Source organism: Pseudolysinimonas sp. (assembly GCF_044239695.1).
In the GTDB taxonomy this organism is placed as follows: Bacteria; Actinomycetota; Actinomycetes; order Actinomycetales; family Microbacteriaceae; genus Pseudolysinimonas_A.
The window spans coordinates 1-4,320 of the sequence record NZ_JBIIAW010000163.1 but is presented as its reverse complement, the minus strand read 5'-3'; the positions used below and the strand labels follow the sequence as shown (position 1 = coordinate 4,320).

General features: G+C 68.3%; 4 protein-coding genes and 1 pseudogene. All 5 read left to right on the top strand.

The genetic code is table 11. The annotated features are described in order from the left end of the window. Nucleotides 1–378, top strand: a pseudogene (locus ACILQS_RS15710) (glycosyltransferase family 2 protein); the annotation flags it as partial. Further along, nucleotides 327–1,508, top strand: coding sequence for a glycosyltransferase family 4 protein (locus tag ACILQS_RS15705; protein WP_395641065.1), 1,182 nt, complete (start codon nucleotides 327–329; stop codon nucleotides 1,506–1,508). The pseudogene ACILQS_RS15710 and the gene ACILQS_RS15705, both read left to right, overlap by 52 nt. Then, nucleotides 1,505–2,377: a glycosyltransferase family 2 protein gene (locus tag ACILQS_RS15700; protein WP_395641064.1), complete on the top strand. Its 873-nt coding sequence runs from the start codon at nucleotides 1,505–1,507 to the stop codon at nucleotides 2,375–2,377. Before ACILQS_RS15705 ends, ACILQS_RS15700 begins: the two co-directional genes overlap by 4 nt. Nucleotides 2,378–2,464: 87 nt before the next feature. Beyond that, nucleotides 2,465–3,361, top strand: coding sequence for an alpha-1,2-fucosyltransferase (locus ACILQS_RS15695; protein ID WP_395641063.1), 897 nt, complete (start codon nucleotides 2,465–2,467; stop codon nucleotides 3,359–3,361). Then, nucleotides 3,358–4,299 carry an NAD-dependent epimerase/dehydratase family protein gene (locus ACILQS_RS15690; protein ID WP_395641062.1) on the top strand — a complete coding sequence of 314 codons (942 nt, stop codon included), beginning with the start codon at nucleotides 3,358–3,360 and terminating at the stop codon, nucleotides 4,297–4,299. The genes ACILQS_RS15695 and ACILQS_RS15690 overlap by 4 nt, the downstream gene beginning before the upstream one ends. The last annotated feature ends 21 nt before the right edge of the window (nucleotides 4,300–4,320 follow it).

The window sequence follows — 4,320 nt, the reverse complement described above, 5'->3', positions numbered from 1 at the left end:
CGCACGAACGTCAAGGCCTTCGTACGGCACACCTTCGACCGGGGAACGACACTTGTGGACGGCTTCGGCGGCCAGAGGCTGGGGACGAATGCGTTGCTCGTAGCTCTCGGGATCACACCCATCATCGGCCTCGTCGCGCTGGTGGTGCTCATCCTGTCCGGCGCATGGGTCGCCGTGTGCGTGCTGCTCGTCGTCGCGGTCGTCATCGCGTGCGCGCCCGCGGTGGTCGCCGCCTGCAATCGCTGCCCGTGGCGTGGCGTTCTCGCCTATCTCCTTTATCTCCCCGTCTTCGTCGTTCCGTATTGGATCGGGGTGTTGCGCGGGCTGTGGCTGCACCGGGCCGTGCTCGGACGGCACCGATTGCCGAAGGCGAGCTGATGACCGCCGTCCGCGTCCTCGCCGACGCGACGGCCCTGCCGCGCGATCGTGGCGGTGTCGGCCGTTTCGTGGACGAGGTCCTGCCGCTTCTGGCTCACGACCCGCGCATCGAACTGCACGTCGTCTGTAAGCCGGATGATGTCGACCGTTTTCGCGCTTCGGTGGGGCTGGTGGCGGTGTCGGCGGCGCCGGCGGCCACGACCCGGACGTGGTTCCGTCTCCTCTGGGAGCAAGTCGGGCTTCCGCGGCGCGCACGCAAGATCGCCGCTGACGTCGTGTTCTCGCCGCATTACACCTACCCGGTGGCCGGCGGATTCGGTCGGGTGGTCGTCGTCCACGACCTGACGTTCTTCTCGATGCCCGAGCTGCATTCTCGCGTCAAGCGCTGGTTCTTTCGTTCATGGATCAAGTCGATTGCGCGCCACGGTGTCTCGACCGTCGCACCGAGTGAGGCGACGGCGTCGGCGTTTCGCGCCCTGGCCGGTGACCGCGTCCCGGCTCCGACCGTCGCGCCACTCGGCTACGACGCCCAGACCTTTCGCCCGCCCGATGCGGAACGCATCGCAGGATTCCGGGCGAGGCACGAGCCGCTGGATCGATGGATCGCCTTTCTCGGCACCCTCGAACCGCGCAAGAACGTCGCATCCCTGGTCGAGGCCTTCTCCACGCTGGCGTCACGCTACCCGCGAGTCACACTGCTCCTCGCCGGTGGCGACGGCTGGGACACCGCAGTTCCGGGTGCCATCGACGCGGCTCGACGACGCGGTGCCGACGTGCGGCGCCTCGGCTATCTCCCGCTCGACGACATCCACGTCCTCTTGGGCGGTGCCGACCTTGTCGTCTACCCGAGTCTCGGCGAGGGATTCGGACTCCCCGTCCTCGAGGCGATGGCCTGCGGGGCAGCCGTGGTCACCACCCGCCGCCTTTCCCTGCCGGAGGTGGGCGGGGACGCGGTCGCCTACGTCGAGCCCGAAGCCGCATCGATCGCGGCAGGCCTCGCCGGCCTTCTTGATGACGAGGCGCGCCGCGCGGCGTTGAGATCGGACGCCCGCGCGCGGGCAGCGGGCTTCAGTTGGCAGCGCACCGCCGACGCGATCGCCGACGCTCTCGTCGCAGAATCGGTCCGATGAGCGCCCGCCTCGCCGTGATCACCGTCTCGTATCATTCGGGCCGGGTCCTGACCGACTTCCTCGAGTCGGTTGCACGGTCGACCGTCGTGCCCGGGGACATCCTCATCGTCAACAATGCGACCGACGACGCGGGCGTCGCTGACTTCGCCGACGCGTCGCGTTCCATCCGCGTCGTGGAGGCGGGCGGCAATCTCGGATATGGCGGAGCGATCAACGCGGGGGTCGCTGCCCTTGCCCACCGCCCGGAGTGGATCGTCGTCGCGAATCCCGACATCGAACTGCGACCCGACACCCTCTCACTGCTGCTGCGTGCGGCCGAGGAAGACGACCGTATCGCGATCGTCGGGCCGCGGATCGAGGACGCGGAGGGTGTGTTCTACCCGTCCGCCCGCTCGGCCCCATCGCTCCGTACCGGGATCGGTCACGCGCTTTTCGCCGGCGTATGGCCGGGCAACCCGTGGACTCGCGCCTACCGGCAGGATCGCATCGACACGAGTCTGCCGCGCGACGCCGACTGGGTTTCGGGCGCGTGCTTCCTCATGCGCCGCGACGCCTTCGAGGAGCTGGAGGGCTTCGACTCGGCCTACTTCATGTACTTCGAGGACGTCGACCTCGGTCAGCGTGCCCACCGGCTCGGGTGGCGGGTCGTCTACGAACCCTGCGCCGTCGTGCGCCACGAAGGAGCCCATTCGACATCGACGGCGGCATCGAGCGCCCGGATGTTGCGAGAGCACCATCGCAGCGCTGCCCGGTACCTCCGCCGCCGCTACTCGGGGTGGTACCTCTGGCCCGTGCGGGTGGCGGTCTCTGCCGGACTCGAAGCGCGTCTCCTCCTGCTACGCGCCCTGGCGATGGCACGCCGGCGCTAGAACCGATGGCTATGCTGGAGAGTCGTCTGTCAACCGCAAGCCGAGAGTCCCGGGATGTCTGGAACCCCTGTCCGAGTCCATGAGGGCGTGACGGTCTACGTCGCCGGTGGCCTCGGCAATCAGCTCTTCCAGCTCGCAGCCGGCTGGGAGCAGGCGGCGCGACTGGGCTGTTCGCTATACCTCGACGTCTCCCACACGCGGGTGGCCGGCACCTGGACCTATGCACTCGGCCCGCTCGCGCATCCGGGCCGTGTTCTCGACCGTCGCGAGAGTCCGTGGACGTCGCGTCGCTTCTCGTCCCGACACGTGTATCCGGTGCCTCGCAGGATCGGGGCAGTCCAGCAGCGGGTTCGCCTCGAGCGTGATGCCGCTGTTTACGACCCCGAGATCGACTCGATCCGCTCCGGCACCTTCCTTGTCGGCTACTTCCAGTCGGCCCTCTACTTCTCGGGGATCGCTGCTGCGTTCGAGGTCGCTCTGCGCGAAGCGGGGTCCGATCCCGACGAGGAAGAGTATCTGCAGCAGCTTCGCGATGACCCTCGCACGACGCTCCACCTGCGGCGGGGTGATTATCTCGCCGCTCCGGGCCAGCCGCTCGTCGCCTCGGTCGACTACGCCATGCGCGCCGCCAATCTGCTGCGCGACCTCGGTGAGTCACGTCCGCTTCGCGTGTTCTCCGATTCGATCGATGTCGTCCGCGGCGAGCTCGACGGACGAGGGCTCGACATCGAGTTCGCCGACGAATCGCGGCTCAACGGCCCGTTCGGGACGCTTCGCGCGATGGCCGCCGGACGCGGGATGATCATGAGCAACTCGACTTTCAGCTGGTGGGCGGCGTGGCTCATGCGCGGCGCCGACCCGCAGGCACGCATCGTGGCGCCGCGCCCGTGGAACGAATCCGGGTCGGCGCGCGCCGACCGCGGGGGCAGAGACTGGATCGGCCTCGACGCCAGACCCGGCCGTGATAGCGGGAGCCGACCATGAGGATCATGCTGACAGGCGGTACGGGGATGCTCGCGGGCGCGCTGGTGCGCGCCGCCGCTCGGGTGGGATCGTCCCACGAGATCGTCGCCGTGACGCGGCGTGATGCGGACCTGACCGACGCGGCCGCAACGCGCGCCCTCCTCGAGCGCGTCGCGCCGGACATGGTCGTGCACACCGCGGCGCGTGTCGGTGGCATCGCTGCCAACATCGCGCAGCCGGCGGAGTTCCTCATGGATAACCTGCGCATCGACACCAACGTGCTCGGTGGTTCGCGCGACGCCGGGATCACGCGGGCGCTGTATTTCGGAAGCTCGTGCATGTACCCCCGCGACTACCGTCAACCGCTCGTTGAGGGTGATGTCCTCGCGGCACCGTTAGAGCCGACCAACGAGGGGTACGCGATCTCGAAGATCGCCGCCGCCAGGTACTGCGAGTACGTCTCCCGCGAGTACGGGCTGGCATACCGTGTCGTCATTCCCTCCAACCTCTACGGCCCCGGTGATGACTACACGCCGGGCCATAGCCACCTGGTCGCCGCCGCGCTGCTCAAGGCACACGACGCCCGCGAGACGGGTGCCGACTCGATCGACGTCTGGGGAGATGGGACCGCTCGCCGCGAGTTCACCTACACCGACGATCTCGCGGACTTCGTCATGACGAACATCGACCGCCTCGAGGAGTGGCCGGTGCTCATGAACGTCGGCCAAGGGGTCGACCACTCCGTGACCGAGTACTATGAGGCAGCGCTTGAGGTCGTCGGTCACGCAGCCCGCCTCGACTACGACCGTAGCAAGCCGGTCGGGATGATGCAGAAACTGATGGATTCGACCGTCGCAGCGGGCTATGGCTGGATGCCTCGGACGACGCTGCTCGAGGGGATGCGTGTCGCGTACGCGCGGTACGTCGACGATCACGACAAGAGAGAGAGCACGCGGTGACGGCATACCCGCTCGCGACCA

Bases quoted from the DNA above. Each gene is read 5' to 3' on its own strand.
- ACILQS_RS15690 (WP_395641062.1), top strand. From the start codon at position 3,358: ATGAGGATCATGCTGACAGGCGGTACGGGGATGCTCGCGGGCGCGCTG.
- ACILQS_RS15700 (WP_395641064.1), top strand. From the start codon at position 1,505: ATGAGCGCCCGCCTCGCCGTGATCACCGTCTCGTATCATTCGGGCCGG.